17 protein-coding genes are annotated in these 20,944 nt (G+C 46.9%); 14 read left to right on the top strand and 3 right to left on the bottom strand.

From position 1 onward, the window contains the following. Positions 1-15 precede the first annotated feature (15 nt). Positions 16-1,143: a cell division protein ZapE gene (zapE, locus tag LSG37_RS16145; protein ID WP_233080838.1), complete on the bottom strand. Its 1,128-nt coding sequence runs from the start codon at positions 1,141-1,143 to the stop codon at positions 16-18. Then, positions 1,140-3,173, bottom strand: coding sequence for a S9 family peptidase (locus LSG37_RS16140; RefSeq protein ID WP_233080837.1), 2,034 nt, complete (start codon positions 3,171-3,173; stop codon positions 1,140-1,142). The genes zapE and LSG37_RS16140 overlap by 4 nt, the downstream gene beginning before the upstream one ends. A 207-nt stretch (positions 3,174-3,380) precedes the next feature. Here LSG37_RS16140 and LSG37_RS21280 point away from each other — a divergent pair, with 207 nt between their 5' ends. From LSG37_RS21280 to LSG37_RS16105, 8 genes are all read left to right on the top strand, one after another. Then, positions 3,381-3,503 (top strand): hypothetical protein, encoded by a 123-nt coding sequence (locus LSG37_RS21280; protein ID WP_269836630.1) that lies wholly within the window; start codon positions 3,381-3,383, stop codon positions 3,501-3,503. A gap of 274 nt (positions 3,504-3,777) precedes the next feature. Beyond that, entirely contained in the window at positions 3,778-4,257 is a 480-nt protein-coding gene (locus tag LSG37_RS16135) for a hypothetical protein (RefSeq protein ID WP_233080836.1), read from the top strand. Positions 4,258-4,663: 406 nt separating this feature from the next. Further along, a complete protein-coding gene (locus LSG37_RS16130; RefSeq protein WP_233080835.1) occupies positions 4,664-5,302 on the top strand; it encodes an NAD(P)H-dependent oxidoreductase in 639 nt (212 codons plus the stop codon). Between the two features lie 151 nt (positions 5,303-5,453). Further along, complete coding sequence (locus LSG37_RS16125) at positions 5,454-5,945, top strand: RNA polymerase sigma factor (RefSeq protein ID WP_233080834.1); 492 nt, start codon at positions 5,454-5,456, stop codon at positions 5,943-5,945. A 24-nt stretch (positions 5,946-5,969) separates the two neighbouring features. Continuing rightward, on the top strand, positions 5,970-6,977 hold the full coding sequence (locus LSG37_RS16120) for a FecR family protein (protein WP_233080833.1): 1,008 nt from the start codon (positions 5,970-5,972) through the stop codon (positions 6,975-6,977). 15 nt (positions 6,978-6,992) lie between these two features. Continuing rightward, a complete protein-coding gene (locus LSG37_RS16115; protein ID WP_233080832.1) occupies positions 6,993-10,001 on the top strand; it encodes a TonB-dependent receptor in 3,009 nt (1,002 codons plus the stop codon). Between the two features lie 103 nt (positions 10,002-10,104). After that, complete coding sequence (locus LSG37_RS16110) at positions 10,105-10,395, top strand: helix-turn-helix domain-containing protein (protein ID WP_008899912.1); 291 nt, start codon at positions 10,105-10,107, stop codon at positions 10,393-10,395. Next, positions 10,385-11,674, top strand: coding sequence for a type II toxin-antitoxin system HipA family toxin (locus tag LSG37_RS16105; RefSeq protein ID WP_233080831.1), 1,290 nt, complete (start codon positions 10,385-10,387; stop codon positions 11,672-11,674). Before LSG37_RS16110 ends, LSG37_RS16105 begins: the two co-directional genes overlap by 11 nt. Before the next feature lie 139 nt (positions 11,675-11,813). Here the strand turns inward: LSG37_RS16105 and LSG37_RS16100 are convergent, their stop codons facing one another. Continuing rightward, positions 11,814-12,086, bottom strand: coding sequence for a DUF3297 family protein (locus LSG37_RS16100; protein WP_008899910.1), 273 nt, complete (start codon positions 12,084-12,086; stop codon positions 11,814-11,816). Between the two features lie 327 nt (positions 12,087-12,413). On the opposite strand from LSG37_RS16100, the gene bamJ reads away from it, so the two are divergent. The 6 genes from bamJ to LSG37_RS16070 all read left to right on the top strand — a co-directional run bounded on the left by bamJ (position 12,414) and on the right by LSG37_RS16070 (position 20,935). Further along, positions 12,414-12,884, top strand: a complete 471-nt coding sequence (gene bamJ / locus LSG37_RS16095; RefSeq protein ID WP_233080830.1) for a BamJ family beta-barrel-assembly machinery protein — start codon at positions 12,414-12,416, stop codon at positions 12,882-12,884. Between the two features lie 165 nt (positions 12,885-13,049). Further along, positions 13,050-13,817 carry an endonuclease domain-containing protein gene (locus LSG37_RS16090; RefSeq protein WP_233080829.1) on the top strand — a complete coding sequence of 256 codons (768 nt, stop codon included), beginning with the start codon at positions 13,050-13,052 and terminating at the stop codon, positions 13,815-13,817. Between the two features lie 201 nt (positions 13,818-14,018). Continuing rightward, a complete protein-coding gene (locus LSG37_RS16085) occupies positions 14,019-16,715 on the top strand; it encodes a TonB-dependent receptor (protein WP_233080828.1) in 2,697 nt (898 codons plus the stop codon). Between the two features lie 68 nt (positions 16,716-16,783). Beyond that, entirely contained in the window at positions 16,784-18,256 is a 1,473-nt protein-coding gene (locus tag LSG37_RS16080) for a CehA/McbA family metallohydrolase domain-containing protein (protein ID WP_233080827.1), read from the top strand. Between the two features lie 108 nt (positions 18,257-18,364). Next, positions 18,365-19,432 (top strand): helix-turn-helix domain-containing protein, encoded by a 1,068-nt coding sequence (locus tag LSG37_RS21445; protein WP_233080826.1) that lies wholly within the window; start codon positions 18,365-18,367, stop codon positions 19,430-19,432. A gap of 108 nt (positions 19,433-19,540) precedes the next feature. Further along, positions 19,541-20,935: an amidohydrolase family protein gene (locus LSG37_RS16070; RefSeq protein ID WP_233080825.1), complete on the top strand. Its 1,395-nt coding sequence runs from the start codon at positions 19,541-19,543 to the stop codon at positions 20,933-20,935. The last annotated feature ends 9 nt before the right edge of the window (positions 20,936-20,944 follow it).

The raw sequence follows: 20,944 nt of genomic DNA, 5'->3' as shown, positions 1-20,944 counted from the left end.
GACGTTATTTGTAACTCAGGATAAAGCAGCTTCTGCGGTTTGGCTTTGGCCCGCCGCAGCAGCTTGCCACTGCTGCATTTCAAATAAACGTGACTCGCAGCGGGCAAAAGCGAATTCCAACTGTTTCGCCTGATACAGCTCTGAAATCGCCACTGCGGAGGTCAGCAGTAACAAACAGCCTCTGTCATAACATTCATCCACCAACGCAATAAAACGCCGGGCTTCGTTATCCAGTTTGCTGATATAAATATCCTGATGCTCACGCTGATAGCTGTCTTCCACACCATGCAAAATGGCAGTGTCCGATATTGCGCTGAATTGCGGTACATCAAGCACTGCTATCGCCTTGTAGCGGCTTGCCAGCTGCATATAATCCAGCTGACTGCGTGGCCCGGAGCACAGCGCCATAAAATCAAAAGCTATGATCTGTTCGTTACTCCATAAAGCCGGAAAACTCCGACCCAAGAGTTCAAAATTGGGCAGGAGCTGCACTTCACCAAAGAGTTGCTGTGCTTGTTGTTTTAGCTCTGCTTCAGTACCAGCTTGCTGGTAATACCGCATCGGGCTTTGCTTTAAGCGCCTGTAATCTATGCCGTTATCCAGCGTTACAACCTTGCAGTGCTGGCGCAGTAAATCAATAGTGGGCAAAAAGCGCTGACGTTGCAGACCGTTTTTATACAGATCTTCCGGTACTGCATTCGACGTAGTGACCAGCACCACGCCACACTGAAACAAGTAACGCCATAAGGTGCCCAATAACATAGCGTCGCCTATGTCATTGACAAAAAACTCGTCAAAACACAGCACTTTGTACTTGAGTGCCCAGTCGCGGGCTATTTGCAATAAAGGGTCGGCTTCGCCCTGATGCTGTGTTAATTCCTGATGCACCCTCGCCATAAAATGATGAAAATGCAGCCGGATTTTGCCATCTACAGCCAACTGCTGGTAAAACAAATCCATCAGCATGGTTTTGCCACGACCTACGGGGCCATGCAGATACAACCCCAAAGTTGGCATGCCACAAACCAATTGATCGGCAATTTGCTGTAGCGCCAATACCGCCTGATATTGTGGCTCGTCATATAACAACAGGCCCTGCTGGACCTGTTGCTGATAAAGCGAGGTTAAAGAGTCAGAACTCAATCTGTTGGACCTGCCGGTACATAACGTTTTAACCAACTGGTGAATTCGTTAAACCAGAAAATGGAGTTATTGGGTTTTAAAATCCAGTGGTTTTCATTGGGGAAATACACCAAACGCGCATCCAGGCCTTTGCCTTTGTAGACGCCATAAATCTCTAGCCCCTGAGTCACAGGTACGCGGTAATCCTGCTCACCATGCATAATCAGCATAGGGGTGACAAACTTATCGGCAAACATAGCCGGGCTCCACTGCAGCATAGTGCCCAGGCCACTCCAGGGCGCGCCACCATAAGCATGCACCCGGTGTGAGGTGCCATCTGAAGCAAACTGGCCCATCAGGTTATACACACCTGCATGGTTGATCAGCGCTTTATAGCGTTCGGTATGACCAGCAATCCAGCTCACCAGATAACCACCATAACTGCCGCCTGCTGCTGCTAAACGGGTGGCGTCGATAAAGCCACGCGAAATCATATAATCCACAGCGGCTTCACTGTCCATAAAAGGTTTGGTTGGGTGTTCGCCATGAATAGACTCCGCAAAAGCTTGACCAAAGCTGGTAGAACCATGGAAGTTCGGCTGGATCACCACATAACCGGCAGCGGCAAATACCTGTGAGTTCCAGCGGTAACTAAAGCTGTCGCCGGAGTAACTGTGTGGGCCACCGTGTAATACATTCAGCAAAGGCCATTTTTTACTGGCGTCAAAGTTTGGCGGATAAGTAATGTAGGCCTGCACCATTTTGCCATCGGCTCCGGCAAAGCTGATATCTTCGGTTTTACCCCAATGGATGCTTTGCTGCAGTTCCTGATTTAACCGGCTGAGCTGTTTTAAAGTGCGGCCTTTATTGTCCAGACTATAGACTTCAGGCATTTGGTTCATGCTGTGTTGCACCATGTACAGTTGCTGCTGCTGACCCACTTGCAGCTGGCTGATATCCGCCTGACGCAACAGTTGTTGCACCTGACCACCAGCCAACGGCATGCTGTACAGTGCAGATTTTGCTTTGTCCGCAGCGCGGAAATACAAAGTGCCGTTTGGACCAAATTCCCAATCATCCGCCGAAATATCCCAGTCTTTGGTTAAATTGGTTTTTTGCTGAGGTTTAAAATCAAAACGGATCAGCTGGTTATTGTCTGCGGTAAAAAATGTGCTGCGCTGGGCGCCATACACCAGACTTTTACCGTCCGGGCTGAATTTAGGGTTGTTATCACTGGCTGGGTTATCTGCTGTGATATTAACAAACTCGCCTGAACCATCGGTTTTAACAAGCAAAATATCGTGATTAATCTGATCAAAAGGCGGCGCACTGGTGACTGCGCTGACGGCAATCTGACGGCCATCCATCGAAATATCAAACTCTGCGTCGCCATTTAAGCTAAACCAGCGATCCCAGCCAGGGGTTAAATCGGCAATTTCGCCTGTGTGAATATTGATACTGAATAAATGCGGATAACTGTCGTCGGTTAACCAGCGATCCCAGTGCCGGTAGACTCTGTTTTCCGTCACTTTGGCTGTTACTTTATTGTCTTTTCGTTGTTTTAGCTGTTCGGCTAAAGCAACAAAATCGCCATTAAAGCCTTTAGGCACATTGGCCAGAAACAAAATACGCTGGCCATCAGGAAACCATTTTGGCTGCTGCACTGCGACAGGTAATTTAGTTAAAGCTTTGGCTTCACCGCCAGTTAAAGGCAATAAAAACAGTTGATTATGCTCATTGCCGCGCTTGGATAAAAACACCAGTTGACGACCATCCGGGCTCCAGGCTGGCGCACTGTCCGAATCGGGATGCTGGGTTAAGGCGGTCAGTTGCTGGGTACGAAGATCCAAAATATGAATATCGGCATCGCCTTTATCTGTCGCTAAGTCATAACGGGTGACGGTCAGCGCCAGTTGTTGGCCATTTGGAGATAATGTTAAAGCGCCGGGTCTGGCGACTTGCCATAAATGCTGAGCTGTTAAAGGTTCAGTAGCGGCCTGAGCGGCACCTGCTGCCACCATCATGATCAGAGCTGAAAAACTAAATTTCATACACACTCGCGTTTGGTCAATCAAAGCAATAAGTTGACGCTAGCATAGGCCAGTGGCGTGATAAATAAAACCCTGATGAGTGGCGTACTATTTAAGACTAATCTGAAGTGCCAGGGCGGAAAACTGCATAACAGCAGGTTTTGACGAAGGGGTTCCGGAAAATCAAGACTATACTTAAGAGGCCATAGCAACACAGTGGAGGTATTTATGTTAAGCCGTGAGTTTTGGCAAACCTTTGTGCAACTGCTGAGTTTTAACGGCTATATACTGCCGGATGAGTTACATCATTATCCACAACAAAGTTCAACAAAAGATCAAAAGGGAGCTTAGTGCTCCCTGCCCATTAATACATAGTGCAAAGTGCCTGTGTCACAGTAAACCAGAATTGCATCTTTTGTTTGAAAAACTATGAAACAGTTCAGGAGTTGGGCCTCGGTGCTCCTGATGCTATTATGCTGGTGGCAGTTAAACAATATTGCCACTATGTTTCAAACGAACTTACCTGCCATGGTTTACTTGTAATTTGCGATTGTAGCCATCGTTGTTTGTCTGAAGTCCCTAAATCTATTCCTTTATAAATCCATTTTTCGGAAGATTTTCAACTATGAGAACCCTTGCACTAAGTTGCTTGTTTTTAGCTGGCTGTAGCAGCACATCAAGTATTAATGACAATCTTAATTTTGTTACTATCCACTCTCATCCTGAGTATGGCCAGGTATTAACTGATGATCCTCGTTATTTAGCCGATTTGAAGAAGTGCAGAGAGGAAGCCTATAAAGATGGGGTTGAAGTCAATGGTGTGCTGATCACTGATCAACAAGAACTTATCAATATAGAAAGTGATTACAGGTATGGTTATGTGAAAAGTACGATCAGTGATGTGCGTGCAATGCCTTCACAAGAGAAAATTAATGAAATTGCATCTGAGTATGCAGAAAATGAGCCTGCTCATATCAAGGCTATACGCAAGAAAGGAAAGCGTTTTAGTAACTGTATCCATGTGGATAAAAAATACGAGTTGCTCAAAACAGAAGTGTATGACAAGAAAAGTGGGCTCTTGCTGGAAACCATTACGGCTAAGTAACCCTAAGCGAATTGAAGAAGAAACCTCAGGTCCGATCCTGAGGTACCCCCAAAAATTGAAGCACGTAAATAATCTTCAGCGAAAACCTTGATTGTCCTGAAATCTCTGGTCCTATTTAACTGGTCTTTCGTTTGACGTAATTGCGTTTCGTCCTCCTTACCTGCAGCATTTATTGGTTTCCTTTCATGAGCCTGGTCCACATCGCGTGTAGGAGTCACAGTCTAAACAGCAAAGGGGCCACTGGCTCTTTTGCTATTTGGATTGAAACTGGAATAGTGACTTAAATAAGCAAAAGCTCATCCATCTAAAATGCGATAAGTCAGATCCATATCAACTAACAAAACAAAAATACAGGCGTATAATCGCGTTCCGCTTTGTTTCCTCTTAGTCACTAAGGAAGTACCAGATGTCTGATTTAATCAGTAAATTAGAATGGCGTTATGCCACCAAAAAATTCGATCCTAGCCAGGTTGTTTCACAGGATAAAATCGACTTTATTCTGGAAGCTGTCCGCTTAAGTGCTACCTCCAGTGGTTTACAGCCTTATGAAGTACTGGTGATCACCAATAAAGCGGTGCGTGAACAAATTAAGCCTCATGCCTGGAATCAGGGGCAAATCACTGACAGCTCACATTTATTGGTGTTTGCGGCATGGGACAATTACACAGCTGAGCGCATTAATCAGATGTTTGATTTAACCAACGAAATTCGTGGTTTTAAAAACGAAGGCTGGGAAAACTACCGCGCTATGCTGCTCAGCACTTACCCGCAGCGTGACGCCGAAACCAATTATCAGCATGCGGCCCGTCAGGCGTACATTGGTTTAGGTTCAGCTTTAATTGCTGCTGCCGAACTGAAAGTAGACAGCACGCCTATGGAAGGTTTTGATCCGGTGAAAGTGGATGAAATCCTTGGCTTAAAAGAAAAAGGTTTACGCTCTGTGTTGTTATTGCCTTTAGGCTACCGCGCTGATGAAGGCGACTGGCTGGTGGATTTGAAAAAAATCCGTCGCAGCCGCGAGCAGTTTGTGACTGAAATTAATTAATGCTTTGAAAAAGTTAAAGAAGGCCTTGAGTGGCCTTCTCTGTTTTCACTCCTGAAGTCCTGTTGTTTGTTTTGCCTCTCTGACATCGTTGTCAACGTTCTGTCATATCCATCAGTTATGGTTTGCCCCTTAGTGAAAGTATGGGGGCTTTATGTCTATAGTTGAAAAGCCGGAGCAGGATGTGCATCAGGCGCTGAAAAATGCTGCGCCTCTGGCACGTTATCTGGAGCGCAATGCCAGTAGTGCAGACGCCGCCGATATTTTTCAGGAGTCTATTGCCCGTGTGTTGGAGCAGGCAAAACAGCGGCCTATTCTGAATCCTCTGGCTTATGCTTTTACTGTGGCCCGCCATATGCTGATGCGATTAAAACCAGCTGCTGCAGAAGAGCCGGATGAAGTGGTATGCCAAAGCGCCAACCCGGAAGAACTGGCCAGCATGCAGCAAACTGTGGATCTGTTTAGTCAGGCTTTGGCCGCTATGCCCACCTTAAGACGGCAGGTGTTTGTGCTGTACCGGATGGAAGGCAAAAGCCGCAGCGATATTGCGGCTTTACTGCAAATCAGTGAGGATGCAGTATCTAAGCATGTCAGCAGGGCGTTGGCGGATATTCAGCGTCTGATCGATCAGCGCAATCTTTTATAAATACTGCTTTATAAGCCAGGTTTTGTGAGTCCTATTTTGAGTGAACAAGAAAAGTTGAATGCAAAAGAACAGGCAGAGCAGGACTTGTATCTGCAAGCCGCCAGTTGGGTGGAAAAACTCGCCAGTGGTGAGCTGGACAGCCTAAGCAAAAGGCGTTTCAGTAATTGGCTGGACGCCGATGCCAGACATCCTGTGCTGCTGCAGTCTATGGTTGAAACCTGGCAGGACCCGGCTTTAACTAAAGCTTTGTCGGCCTATCAGCCTTCGCCATTAAAACGCCTTTTGCCTCAATGGCCAAAAGTGCAGATGACTGGCGTTGCTATGGCGTTCAGTTCAGTGCTGGTGATGTTGTTCTATTTTGGCGATAGCCACTTTTTTGCACCTGCTGCCCCTTACGAGCTAAAAACAGCTCAGGCCAATAGCATGCAACAAGCTCTGGATGATGGCTCAGTGGTAGATATAGCGCCAGACAGTCAGCTGACGGTATTTTTTACCGCAGATAAACGTCAGGTGCTGCAAGGCCAGGGTGCGGCTTATTTTGCTGTGGCCAAAGATAAACAACGGCCTTTTGAGGTGCGACTGGATCAAGCCAGCGTGGTGGCTGTAGGCACCGAATTTAATATTGACCGCGACCCGGATCTGATTGATATCACAGTGTACGAAGGTGCTGTGCAGGTACAAGCCACTGCGGCTGGTCCGAGTGTGCTGCTAAAAAGTGGCGAGCGAATTCGTATTCAGCAGCATCAATTATCAGAAGTGCAAAAAGTGGATTTGCAGCAGTTAGTCGACTGGCGTTCTGGCTGGATTGAAATTGAAAACGAAACCTTGGCGTATTTGCTGCACCGGCTAAATCGTTCCGCTTTGGTGCCTGTCAGCGCCAGTGCTGAGGTCGCAGATTTACGGGTAGCAGGCCGTTTTGAACTGGCCAATACCCAACAAACTCTGCAGGCACTAAGCGAAGCTTATGATTTAAAGCTAGAACAAAACAGCAGTGGCATCCGGCTCAGCCGATCGCCCTCTCTACTTCAGTAAGAATGGGGGCGGGTTGTGTGGTTCCGACCTGAACTCTGTCTGGTGTTTTTCTTGCTGTTGTGCTGTTGCCAAAGCTCTATGGCATGGGCTGCAACACAGCCGAAGCCAGAGCAGCACCAGTTCTACAATCTGCCTGCCCAGCCTTTATCCACTGCTTTGCTGCAATTTGCCCGCAAGGTAGATCAGCCGTTAGTATACGACCCGGCTTTGCTTGAAGGGCTGGCCGCTCCTGCTGTGGTGGGTGAGTTTTCAGCCACAGAGCTATTAAACCAGTTATTAGCGCAGCACCCTTTAGAAGCCATTCCCCGTGCCAAAGGCTGGCTGATTAAAACCAAAGCTCTGGCAGTTAAACCTGAAGTAGCAGCGCCAATTGTTGTCGCTACAACCCAGGCCCCTGCAACACCTTTGGAAGTGATAGCTGTGCGCTCCAGCTCAATAGGGCAACAACAGGATCGTGCTACAACGCTGTTACCCTCGGCTAAAACTTTAAAACGCCAGGCCATGGTTCGACAGGATTCTCTGGTGGGAGAAGACATTACCCACTTTCCCGCACTGAACTTAGCCAATTCATTACTGCGGATCCCAGGTATTACCATCAACAGAGAGTGGGGCGAAGGCCGGCAAATTTCGTTACGGGGTTTAAGTGCTGATTTTACCCGCGTGCAAGTGAATGGTATGGAAGCTTTAGGCACGTCCTCTTCACCTATGGATGCGCGTGGTGCAGTGTCCAGAACCCGGGCTTTTGACTTTAATATTTTTGCCTCTGAGCTGTTTAATCAGATTGATGTGAAAAAGTCTTTTTCTGCGGATCAGGAAGAGGGCGGTATAGCGGGCACTGTTGATTTACACACCGCCAAGCCTTTTGACTATGACGGCGCAAAAACCAGTATTTCTGCTCAGTTGGGTAGTAACAGCAACACCCAAAGTACAGATCCTCGTTTTTCTGCTTTGTTCTCGCACCTCTGGTCAGATTTTGGCGCTTTGGTTTCTGTCACGCACAGCATTCGATCCACCAACGAATATGGCAGCAATACTACGCGTTGGCGGCGCGAAAGCGGCAAACAAGCAACAGACAGCAGCAATACTGAACTGCAGAACTTACTGGATTCAGGCGAACTGTGGTTTCCTCGTGGCCAGCGTTTTTCGGTTTGGGAAAATGAGCAAAACCGCTTAGGTGTCACAGGCGCTTTGCAATACAAACCCAATCAGGATTTCAGTCTGGTGCTGGATTGGATGCACGGCACACTGAAAAACCAGTTGTCTGAACATCATATGGCGGTAAAAGATAATAACCTGGTGAACTCTCTGATCTGGCGTGAAAGTGCGACAGGAGACAAAGAGGTGGTGTATGCCAGCTACCAAAATGCCAGCTGGCGCAATGAAAACCGCGAGGATTATAACGAGTCGGTGTTTGATCAAATCAGTTTAGCCGCAGACTGGGCTGCAACTGCCGACCTGAATATTAAAGCTATGCTGGGGCATAGTTCGTCCGACTACCGCCAACCCCGCCTTTTGAAGCTGAATATCGAAGCAAAACATAAAGCTAACATCATCACAGACTTCACTCAGGACGCTTTTTATGGCCGTAGTTATTCGCCGGATTTTGATGTAACGGCCATCGAAGGCTACAGAGTAAGAGATCTGTTTTTTCAGTCGAACTTTATCTATTCCAGCTTCGACAATGCCAAGCTGAATTTTGATTACCGCTTAAGCGACAGCAAAGCGCTGCTGTTTGGTGTGCATCATAAAAAGTTCAGCAATTCAGGTTTTGAGCAAGAAGCCAGTGGTTTTCCGTTGAACAGTGCTACGCCAGCGAATCAGGGCATTCTAAGCCTGACACCAGAGCGGGTGCAGCTGTACAGTGGTCATCCGGGCCAAAGCTGGCTGCAAGGCAATATAGCGGCAGTGCAGAGTTTTTATGGCCTGAGCGATTTTGCGTTAACAGAGGCTGATACCATCAACAGCTCGGTTTATGATTTAAAAGAACAAACCAATGCAGTTTACCTGTTGTACCACAGCGACTATCAGCTGGCAGGTTCGGCTTTACGCTCCAGCCTTGGCTTGCGTTTTTTTGATACTCACATGAGCTCCGAAGGTTTTGCTGAAATGCAGCCCACCGGCATCAAGCGCCGGTATTCAGGTTATTTACCCAGCCTGGATTTAGCCTATGAGTTCGCTGACGACCTTATTTGGCGCACAGGCCTGAGTAAAAACATGACTCGCCCGGCGCTAAGCGCTATGGCGTTTTCAGTCAATGTCAGCCAAACCTCGCTCGGCGAAAACGATATAGGCCAAATTTCAACAGGTAACCCAGAGCTGCAACCCTATGGATCCGACAACTTCGATATGGCGCTGGAGTGGTATTTTGAACAAGCGGGTTTAGCATCTGTAGCTGTGTTTTACAAAAACATTGATCACTTTATTGTGACTAAAACCCAGCAAAGGTTATACAGCGAACTTGGGCTGCCTGCGTCTTTATTGCCAGCGGGAAAAACAGTCAACGATATCTTTAATGTATCGTCGCCGCAAAACTCAGACTCATCCAGCATTCGGGGTTTTGAACTGGCACTACAACGTGATCTGGATTTTCTGCCTGCACCTTTTGATCAATTGGGTGTACTAGCCAACTACACCTGGGCTGATGGCACCACTTTGTATCCAAACGTAGAGAACTCAGGCGAAGATCAGCGAAAAGCTTTTCCGGGCCTGTCGAAACAAAGCTATAACCTGACGCTGTATTACGAAACCCAAGGTTGGGGAGCCCGTATAGCTACAGCCTACAGAGACAAGTACATCACAGGAGTTGAAAGTGGCTCGATTGACGATGACGAACGTGGTTATCACGCCACCACCCATCTCGATTTTTCAGCCTATTACCGACTAAACCACCATATCAAACTGAACCTCGAAGCCATCAACCTGACCAATGTTCGTGATGAGTTATACAGCGACTCCAGCAACAGAGCCTACAACAGCACCTACAGCGGCCGCACTTATATGTTTGGGGTGACTGCGGAGTTTTGAGCTCCAGTGGGACCTGCTGTTTCCTATTCAATGGATATTATTGTGTCCATAAAGTTACTAATTGAACTACAATGGATATTATAGTGTCCATTGTGAGGTTGCCATGAAGTATCTGTTGCTTGCTGAAAATGATGTGCAAAAGGCTTTTTCTGAACATTTGCGCAAACTAAGGCAACAAGCCAAACTCTCCCGGCTGGATTTGGCAGAGCGCAGTACTGTGCCTGCTGCCACCATCAAAAAATTTGAACTGACAGGGCAAATTTCATTTCGCCAGTTGCTTCTGCTCTGGCAAACACTGGATGACTTAAAGCGCCTTTATGGACTAACCCAACAACAAGCCCAAAGCCTTACAGCTCCGTTATCTATTGAGGAGGTATTGCGAGATGGCCGTTAAACCCGTGCAAAAACTGAATGTATCCCGTACGCTGGAGTCAGGCCAAAAAGTGTCGGTTGGTGTGCTTGCTCAAAACCGCCACGGCGTGTTTTTTCAGTATGATCAGGATTATCTGAGCCAGTTTGAAAACTTGTCGCCTTTTGTCATCCACTTTAATTCTGCAGTGCAACAAGCGCCAAAAACGCCACATGGCGGCTTACATGGAGTATTTGCCGATGCCTTGCCTGATGGCTGGGGATTGTTACTGCAGGATCGTGTTTTTCGTCGTCAAGGCATCTTACCGGCAACTATCACAGCCATGGACAGATTGGCCTTTGTCGGTGATTCCGCTCTTGGCGCTTTATCCTTCAGCCCAGGTTCTGAGTATATGGAAGAATCAGCGGCAGACATTAGTCTCGACAGCTTGGGGCTGAATGCTCAGGCGATTTTTGATGGGCAAACCGAAGACGTATTAAGCGCGTTAATTGCTGCAGGCAGTGCCGGCGGTGCAAGACCCAAAGCACAACTTTATTTCCAGGGCGACAACTACAGGGTATGCCGGACCAGACCTATAGCCAATGATGATGCATGGTTAGTCAAATTTACCTCTGCCAATTTAGCCTTGGGCCATGAAGAGGGCTTATGCGAAGCCGCTTATTTAACCCTGGCAGAGCGGGCAGGGTTAATGCCCCCAGAGTGGAAGTTATTAAATGCGCCTAAAGAGTCGGGTGCGACTAAATGGCTTGCATTGAAGCGTTTTGATTACATCAATAACCCGGATGGAAGCAGCGGGAGGCGTCATCTGCATAGTGCCTGTGGTCTGCTGGATGCTGATTTTCGGGTACCAAGTTTAGATTACGAAGACCTGATTAAAGCGAGCCGTATTTTATGTAAATCGCCTGCCGCAGGCCAACTGCAATTTAAAAGGGCTATGTTTAACTTACTGCTCTGCAATCAGGATGATCACAGTAAAAACTGGGCCTTTATGCAAAAAGACAGCGGGGAATGGCAACCAGCACCCTTTTATGATGTCACTTTTAGTCCAAATCCTTTTGGTGAGCATGCCACTTCTTTTTGTGGTTTCGGCAAGCAACCACCCCTCAAAGCCCTGCAAAAACTGGCTGAAGCAGCAGGCTTCGCGCGTTGGTCAGTTGCAGAACAACTAATCAGGGAACTGATGGATCTGGTATCAGGTTTTAATCAGGTGGCCAATGAATTAGCGATTAAACCTCAGACCACTGCTTTAATAGCAACACAGATAAACAGTTCGCGGCAGCATCTGGCTGGTATTCTTGGTTAAATCACTGCAGGGCTTGTAGGGGCAGGGCTTGCCCCTGCCCGTCTCTAATTACGATAGGACGTTGTAAAGGGTTTATCCCTGCCTGTCTCGCGTCCAAACGAAAGTCTGAGCGAGCTGTACAGTCAACAAAACTGCGGTTTTAAGCAGGCTCGGTATAAAAAGCTTCTACTTTACCTTTAAGCGTCATCAGTAAAGGCTGGCCACGACGGTCCAGTGCTTTGGCTGCTGCCACTTTCACCCAACCTTCGCTGATGCAATATTCTTCCACATCAAAACGCTGTTTGCCGTTCAAACGAATACCCACGTCATGTTCAAAAATTGCCGCTACATAATGCGGGCTACGTGGGTTGGTGCAAAGGCGATCCGGTAAATCCGGGCGTGCTGCTGTGTCTTGAGTGGTAGTGTCTGTCATGGCTCTGGCCTGTAATAAATAAAACGTGCGCCATTTTAGGCAAAGCCAGCAGTGGGCTCAAGAGCGGCGGCCAGAAACAAAGAAAAACAAAAAGAAACAAAGAAAAATGCAAGATTTTTGCCGCAAGACCGGTTTCTATCAAGGTGTTGTAGCTTGCATTCGCCACACTGTAGGTTGCACTCGACGCGATGTAGGTTGTACTCGCCGCGAAGCGGCAGTGCAACAATCCATAACCCGCAATCAACAATAGAACTTCACCTCATCTTTGACCAAAACCAACATTAACAATAAGATGGCTGCTACCTAGCTTAATTAACCGGACTCACCATGAAAATTGCTTTAATTGTTTTAGTTCTCGCTTGCCTCGCTTATTACTTCTACAACAGCGCCAGTTCTAAAAAAGCCGCTCTGCTAAACCATGAAAAAGGCAGTGCATTTTTAGCTGAAAACTCTAAAAAAGAAGGTGTAAAAACTACAGCTTCAGGCCTGCAATATGAGGTTTTACAAAGTGGCAATGGCGAAACCCATCCAAGCGCCAGCAGCACAGTACGAGTGCATTACCACGGCACACTCACTGACGGCACAGTGTTCGACTCTTCAGTTGAGCGTGACGAAACCATCTCTTTCCCACTAAACCGCGTTATTCCAGGCTGGACCGAAGGTTTACAACTGATGAAAGTGGGCGATAAATTCCGCTTTTTTATCCCATCAGGCTTGGGTTACGGCAACCGCAGCGCTGGCAAAATTCCGCCAGGTTCAGTGCTGATTTTTGATGTGGAATTATTTGAGATCCAGTAAAGATGTGGGGCAGATTTGCCTCACTTTTTTGTTCCTTTTATCTTTGTTTGCCTTTGGTTTAGGTGTTGATATACCTTATCACTGTGATTTACGTCTAATGTTGAGTGTTATGAAAATTAAGCAGAATGGTTATCTCACGATATTACATATAAGGGGGAGAGTAACTTGAGCCATAAATTTTTTATAAATCCAGAATCCATTTTGGGGACTGTGGCAAGGCTTTTTGCGGCTGATGGCGCTCAACTTGAAGTAGCTGTTTTGACTTACTCCAATCCAGAAATTCAAGAAACAGGTTATGACAATTGGAATGGAGGAACTACGTATTTTTCACTGTTTCTGCAAGTTCCTATCACTCTTTACCCACAGCTTGAATCCGAAAAAGGACGCTTGGAGAAGTCAATCTCGGACAAACTAGAGATATTTCTGCAAGGGCAACAAAATGAAGCATTGAGCAATGTGAACATTGTTCCCGCAATCGTTGATGATCCTCAATGGCGCGAAAAGGCTAGTGCTTGGCTTACTGGCGCAAAGCTAACAAATCAGGGGCGAGTCAGGTCTAGTAACGTAGCTCCATTAACCCAAGATGGTTTGCTATTTCGTTCACAGCCAGAAATTTACTTATACAAAGCATTAAAAGCACAAGGCGTATCTTTTGCACCTTTACCCGTTTTCATTCGTGGTGGTGACTCTTACAGTAGAATTGAACCTGATTTTTTCTTGATTCATAAAGGGATATCTCTAGTGGTGGAAGTTGACGGAGATACAGTACATACAGAAACACCTGCTGAGGCTCAGGCTAGAACCAGAACATTACAGCAAGAGGGTGTTGCGGTTGAGCGAATATCCGCAAGTGAATGTAACACCCAAGAAAAGGCTCAAGAATCTGCTAATAAAATAATGCTGGCTTTAAAGAAATTGAAAGAAGCAAAGTAGTTTTGACAATATTATCGAAGCTCTTTTGGTTTGAGTCATGGAGCATTATTTCTGTAGTAATTTTTAAACCACTGTAAAAAAACCTTCATAAAATTCTCTGTCCATAAATCACTGGTCGTTGCTCTTTAGGGGGACTGCTGCGCATTTGCGCCTGGCAGATTTACTTAATCAGCTTAACTAACCAGGAATAATGGATTAATTATGAAGACGAATCTTCGCAAGAGTCATCTGGCTTTGGCCGTTCTGGCCGCAATTCCGGCTTTTTACAGCCCTGTATTGCTGGCCCAATCTGCTACTGAAGTGGCAGAAACTGAAGTTATTGAAGTCAAAGGCTTTCGCAGCTCCATTATCAAAGCCAAAGATCTAAAGCGTGAAGCCATGATCGCTCAGGATTCGATAGTGGCGGAAGATATTGCGGATTTCCCTGATCTGAACCTGGCCGACTCACTGCAACGTGTGCCTGGTGTCACTATTACCCGTGAAGGTGGTGAAGGCCGACAGATTTCTTTGCGTGGTTTAGGCCCAGATTTTACCCGTGTTCAGGTCAACGGCATGGAAGCTTTAGGTACTTCGTCTTCGCCTATGGATGCGCGTGGTGGTGTGTCCCGTACCCGGGCTTTTGACTTTAATATTTTTGCCTCTGAGCTGTTTAACCAGATTGATGTAAAAAAATCATTTTCTGCCGATCAGGAAGAAGGTGGCATAGCAGGTACTGTCAATTTACGTACCGCCAAACCTTTTGATTACGACGGTGCTCAGGCCGCTGTTTCTGCTCAGCTTGGCACCAACAGCAATACCGACAGCACAGACCCTCGTATCGCAGCTTTATTGTCTAATACCTGGTCGAATTTTGGTGCTCTTGTGTCTGTAGCGTACAGCGACAGAGCCACTAACGAATACGGCACTAACACCACCCGCTGGCGCCGTGAAGGTGGCAAAAAAGCTGCCGATGCCAGCAATACTGAACTCCAGGCCGAGCTGGATTCAGGCGAATTATGGTTCCCGCGTGGTCACCGTTATTCGGTTTGGGAAAACGATCAAAATCGTTTAGGTATTACCGCGGCTTTACAGTACAAACCAAGTTCAGACTTCAGTCTGGTGCTGGATTTAATGCACGGCAAACTGGAAAACCAGTTGTCTGAGCATCATATGGCGGTGAAAGATAACTCTGTAGTCAACGACTTAGTCTGGCGCGAGAAAAACGGCGAAAAAGAAGTGATTTATGCCGATTATAAAAATGCGACATGGCGTAATGAAAACCGTCAGGATCGCAACGAGTCGGTATTTAATCAGCTGAGTTTAACGGCTGACTGGACTTTAACTGACGACTTAACAATGAGCGCTATGCTTGGCCACAGTTCGTCAGATTACGAGCAACCGCGAGTCAATAAACTAAATATCGAAGCCAGTAAAAAAGTGAATATTATTACTGATTTCACGCAAGACGCTTTTTATGGACAGAGTTATTCACCTGACTTTGATGTAGCGGCTCTGGACGGTTACACAGTCAAAGACTTGTACTTTCAGTCGAACTTTATTTACTCCGACTTTGACAATGCCAAACTGGATTTTGAGTACCACTTAACCGACAGCTCGAGCCTGAAATTTGGTGTGAATCATAAGAAATTTACTAACTCAGGTTTTGAACGGGTGGCACAGAATTTTCCAACCAATGCAGCCACACCACAAAATCAGGGCGTAACCACGCTGACGGCAGAGCAGGTGCAGGTGTTTAACGGTCATCCGGATCAAAGCTGGTTACAAGGCGATATGGCGGCTTTGCAGGCTTTTTATGGTCTGACGAACTTTGCCTTAACTGATGAACATACAATAGAAAGCTCAGCCTATGATATAGCGGAAGAAACTCAGGCCGCTTATCTGGTGTACGACACAGAATATGATGTGGCAGGTATGCCGCTGCGTGCCAATATAGGCGTGCGTTACTTCACTACAGAACTGAGCTCAGAGGGCTTGTCCAAAGGTATTCCAACCACAATGGTGCGTGATTACTCAGACTATTTGCCTAGCCTGAACATTGCTTATGAATTTGCCGAAGATGTAATTTGGCGTACCGGCCTGAGCAAAAACATGACCCGTCCTTCGTTAGGTGCTTTGGCCTTTTCGGCCAATGTCAGCCAAACCTCTTTAGGCGAAAATGATATAGGCCAGATTTCAGTGGGTAATCCTCACCTGAAGCCTTTTGAATCCAATAACTTTGATACAGCAGTTGAATGGTACTTTGAAGATATAGGTCTGGCTTCAGTGGCGCTCTTTTACAAAGACATTGATAACTTTATCGTCACTGAAACTCAGCAAATTGTGTACAGCGAATTAGGCCTGCCAGCGCAGTTATTGCCTGTAGGTAAAACTGTGGATGATATTTTTAACGTATCGTCACCACAAAACTCTGATTCTTCCAGCATCAAAGGTTTTGAACTGGCGATGCAACGCGACCTGGATTTCCTGCCAGCGCCATTTAATAACCTGGGCGTGATCGCTAACTACACCTGGGCAGATGGCAATACCTTGTATCGCAACGTCGAAAACTCAGGTGAAGATCAGGTGAAAGCTTTTGCTGGTTTGTCGAAGCAGAGCTACAACTTCACGCTGTATTATGAAACAGAACAGTGGGGTGGCCGTGTAGCAGCCGCTTATCGCAGCGATTACATCACAGGTGTGGAAAGTGGTTCTATCGACGATGACGAACGGGGTTACCATGCCACAACTCACGTCGACTTCTCTGCGTTTTACCGCTTAAGCGAGCATGTAAAACTGAACATTGAAGCCATGAACCTGACCAATGTGCGTGATGAGTTGTATAGTGATTCCAACGACAGAGCGTACAACACCACCTTTAGTGGACGGACTTATATGGCTGGGGTGACAGTGCAGTTCTGATCTAGTTAGAAAAAAGCCCTGATTCTGTTGGATCAGGGCTGTGTTTCATAAGTCTTAAGGTGTAGTGAGTGAAAACTTTTGTAGTGAATAAAAAGCAGATTGGCCTGGCCGCTGCTGTGACTTTGCTCATGGCGTCGTGCCAACAGGTTCAACTAGAGCAAAAACCAGCACAAAGTAAAAGCTGGCTGGCCGGTGATCATCATGTGCATACCCATTACAGTGTGAAATGGGATAACTCTGTGTTTCCGCCCACGCCCATTATTGGGGGAGATGCCAAATATTCAACAGCTTTGAATGCGCAAATGGCCGCACATTATGGTTTAAGCTGGATGGTGGTGACCGATCACGGTGGGCCAAATCGCGCCAAACTGGCGTTGGAGCAGGCTTATCCTGAACTTGTGGCTTCACGTAAAGCTTTACCCCAAATTCTGCAATTTTACGGTATGGAATTTGATGTGCCGGGCAATAGCCCTGGTGGTCGCCATGCCAGTTTTATTATGCCGCACAGCCCGACAGAAGCAGAGCAGTTGTACCAGATAGAAAGCCGCTACAACGGCCGTCAGGGTGTACCACCAGGACCGGAAAAAGCTGAAGATGCTTTTATGCTGCAAGCCTTAAAAGCCATGAATGCATTACCGGATAAACCACTGCTGCTGGTCAATCATCCGGCACGGTTAGCCACAGGTTTTCGGCAATACAATAAAGTGACCCCAGCGCAATTACGTGACTGGCAGGACACAGCACCTGATGTAGTGATTGGTATGACGGGGGCTGAAGGCCATCAAGCTGCGACTTTAAATCCGGATGGCAGCACAGACCCAACCGCTATTCGTGGCGAATACCCGGATTACCCAACTATGGGCGGCTACGACCAGATGACAGCCCGTTTAGGTGGGGTTTGGGATAGTTTATTAAGCGAAGGCCGACACTGGTGGGTGACAGGCGTATCAGACAGTCACGGTCATTACACCGATGGCTGGGCTGATTTCTGGCCAGGCCAATACGCCAAAACTTATGTCTACGCCGATAAAAACTACGACAGTATTTTTGCGGCGCTAAAAGCAGGCCAAGTCTTTGTCACTACAGGCGATTTAATAGATGAATTGTTTGTCGAAGTGGCAGTAAAAGATTCCACTCAAACCGCCACAGCGGGCCAGACATTAACAGTCTCAGCAGACGATGAGCTGGTGCTTCGAGTGCGTTTTCGTGACCCCAACAGCAACAACGGCGGCGGTTTTAACCCTAAAGTACAAAGAGTGGATCTGATTCAGGGTTTTATCAAAGGCCCAGCCTCAGAGCGAAATAGCGACGAAGCGCCAGATACAAAAATAGCCAAACGTTTTTATCCAGCCGACTGGACTATCAAAGACGGTTACAGCCAGTTTGAGTTGCCGCTGGGCAAAGTCAGCACCAGTCAGTATTTACGTTTGCGTGGCACCAACAACAAAAACGAACTGGAACCAGAGCCTGATGCCAAAGGCGAAAACCCTTGGTTTGATTTATGGTTTTACAGCAATCCGGTATTTATTAAGCTGCAATGACCTTCTGTAATCGCCATGAACAGGAGTTTTTATGGCGACAGTTGGGGCTAAGTCGTATTATCTGCTCTGTTTATTTTTGTATGCTACATCTGAAAGAGAGCAGACGTTGTGATTTCAGTGGTTAATTTAATTCAGGCGGCTTTACTGGCCGTGGCTTTATTAGGCCTGTGTTTGCTCAGTGGAAAAAAACAGCATCAGGGCTTTATCTGCTTATTGCTGCTGGTTGTTTTGCTCTGCGCTTTTAATCTGCTGGAAGAAACCAACCTGACTCGTGAGCTTTATCTGGTGACACCGGTTTTTGTTTTGGGCTTGGGGCCAGCCTTTTATCTGGCGGTTAAATCGGCTTTTACCAGCAGACTTGAATGGCAAGATGCTCTGCATTTTTTACCTATGCTGGCGTTATTGCCTTTAGCTCAACAGCAACCGCAATGGGTCATTGCCATTGGCACTCTATGGCGTTTGGGCTATGCGCTGTTGACCTTCCGTCTTGTCTGGCAATTTAACAAATGGCTCAAACAGCAACGTTCTGACGCAGAGGAATTATCTTTTGGCTGGTTTGGTTGGGTATTAGCTGTGCAGACTCTGGTCAGTATGCTGGATTTGCTGCGTCTTAATATGCAACCGGCTTTGGGGCAGCTGTTGAATCAGACAGGGCAGGGAGTGAGTACAGCTACCACTTTGGTTTTATTGGCTTATCTGATTGTGAAACTGGTCAAAACCCCGGTGGATTTAGCGAGTTTAAGTCTGGTTTGGCAAAGTGAACACAGTTCAGACGAGCAAAGCCCGGCAGTTTCTGGAGCAGAGCCTTCTCTGATTCGCAGTGAAAATGCTGCGGACTACAGCGGTATTTTTACTGAACTGGATCAGCAAATTCGCCAGCAGCAATGGTATAGCCAGCCTCGTTTAAGTTTGGAGCAGTTATCCGAATTGACAGGTTTGAACCCAAGAGATATTTCCCGCGCTATTAATCTGGTCGCCGGGCTTAATTTTAATGACTATATTAACCAGCTCAGAATTAAGCAGGTGCAGCGGCAAATGCTGCAACAGCCTGACACGCCTTTACTGACTTTGGCGCTGAATGCTGGTTTTAACTCTAAATCCAGCTTTAATACCAGCTTCAGGCTCTGGGTTGGGTTAACCCCTTCGGCTTACCGCCAGCAACAGCTGAATACCTGACTTCAGGTGCAGGATCTTGTTTTCACAAGGATAAAAACAAGATCCTGCACGACCTTCTGCCAAAAAAACATCAGCATCAACAGACCAGAATTGTAGCGCTGAGCTTGTATGTTAAGAAACCTTGTGATGACCAAAACCGCTTTGTTTGCCTTGGCCTTGAGCCTTCTCGTATTTTGTTTTTTATTCCCGGGTTGCAGCAGTATCAAACCTTTACCTGTTGCAGCTGTGGTGGTGATTGATCAGATCAATCTGATTGATGTTAAAAACCGGCAGGTGGTCAGGCAGCAACAAGTAGAGCTGAAAAACGGCAGAATTTCTGCTATTCGTCCAGCTGGTGCTGCCATTGAAGATGCAAATGCTGTGGTGATTGATGGTTTAAATGGTTACCTGACGCCTGGCCTTTTTGATATGCATGTGCATCTTTCTGATCCAGCAGCGCTGCAACTGTCTTTATCGCATGGGGTCACTCATGTACGTGTGATGCATGGTTTGCCTGCACATCTAAAGTGGCGGGATGCTATCAACCACAATGAAATGCTTGGCAGTAGTATGACCGTCAGCAGCCCTATACTGAGCGCCACTAAAAGACCCACTACGACCTCAGTTACTGATGCAACAGAGGCGAAAGCTGCTGTGCGTGCTGCTTATGCTGAAGGTTACGATCTGATCAAAGCTTATGGCGATTTATCGGCACAAAGCCTGAGTGCTGTTGTAACAGAAGCTGCTGTATTGAGAATGCCTGTCGCCAAACATGGCCCTCATCCGTCAGGTGCTCTGCCCTGGCAGGATTTGGCCGCTATGCAATCTTTGGAGCATGTGGAAGATATTTATCAGGGGCCTTTGCACTACCAGCAGGACTTAGCTGCTCTGCAAGAGGTTATAGAACAACTGAAACTACTTCAGGTACCTGTTACTCCAACTCTGAATATATTCTGGCAGCTGACCGCCATCAGCCGTGATAAAGAGGCGTTTTTAGCCACTTTACCCCAGGACTATATTTCACCGTTGATCGCTTTTGAAGAGCGGCATAATCAGGTTGAACGTTGGCTACAAAGTACGGATGAGATGGCTACACATAATGCTCAAACTTTGCAGTTTCTATTACAAATCACCAGCCAGTTGCATCAGGCAGGAGTGCCTTTATTCGTGGGTTCTGATGCAGGAGCTTTGTTGTCACCCCATGGTTTAGCCACTCATACCGAAATGCAACTGCTGCAACAAGCTGGCCTGGATAGCTTTGCTGTATTGCATGCAGCCACCATAGCACCAGCAAAAGCGCTTGGCTTAGCAGAGCTGGCAGGTCAAATTCGTCCGGGCTATAAAGCAGATTTTATCTATAGCAAAGAAAACCCAATCATTGAGTTATCAGTATTGCGCGAGCCTGATGCTGTGATGAAATCAGGCCGCTGGTATAACGCAAAACAACTGACAGAGCTGCGTCAGCAAGCCATTGACGGGCGCAGTCTGGGGCAAGAGTTGTGGTTGATCCTGAGCAATTATTAATAACAAATA

It is taken from the genome of Rheinheimera soli (assembly GCF_021290985.1).
Classification (GTDB): domain Bacteria; phylum Pseudomonadota; class Gammaproteobacteria; order Enterobacterales; family Alteromonadaceae; genus Pararheinheimera; species Pararheinheimera soli.
This window is presented reverse-complemented; position numbering and strand designations above follow the sequence as displayed.